This window comes from Collinsella sp. OM08-14AT (genome assembly GCF_003438115.1).
In the GTDB taxonomy this organism is placed as follows: domain Bacteria; phylum Actinomycetota; class Coriobacteriia; order Coriobacteriales; family Coriobacteriaceae; genus Collinsella.
In genome coordinates this window covers 1-556 of sequence record NZ_QSTE01000041.1, presented here as the reverse complement: position 1 = coordinate 556, position 556 = coordinate 1, and the positions used below count along the sequence as shown (strand labels likewise).

The 556-nt window shown below is 49.1% G+C and carries 1 protein-coding gene; it reads right to left on the bottom strand.

All coding sequences use genetic code 11. The features are described 5' to 3' along the window. Window positions 1-323: 323 nt before the first annotated feature. Window positions 324-556 (bottom strand): hypothetical protein (locus tag DXC18_RS10760; protein WP_233509072.1); only part of this gene is annotated, 233 nt, incomplete at its 5' end.

Here is a 556-nt window from a genome sequence, read left to right as displayed (position 1 = left end):
AGATATATTGCCAGACCGGAGGGGCGCCGGGGGCGGGAATCGCGCACTCCATATTTTGTTCACAAATGAATTAGCTGGCTCCGAGTTGCTCAGAGTCACACATTTGGTCATAAACCATGGACAGACCGTATGACCTCGGGAATCTTGCTGTCCACTGTAGACATAGCATCTTTATACCCTCGTCGGTCTCTGCTAGTTAGCTCGTCATAAATAGAAGGACAACGTTAACAAACCTATAAAACGCCAGCGGGGGCTCTATCACTAATTAGATAGAGCCCCCGCTGGCGGAGTGTATTTGATTGAAACAATACCCCTTAACTGATTTACTGGAAATAAGGAGCAAAAGAACCGTCCGGATATACGTGGCGACAGAACCCTAGAGTCGACTGAGCGCCACCAGAAAGCGACATAAGCAAAAAGATCGGATCTACCTCACCGCGGACGACAACGATGCCCTCGACTAAAGCCAATCCGAACACACCTAAAACAGATAGTGTAAATGTCGGGTTGTATATCGCAAAAAAGGGGGAGGCCGCGAGGCCTCCCCATTCCAAGT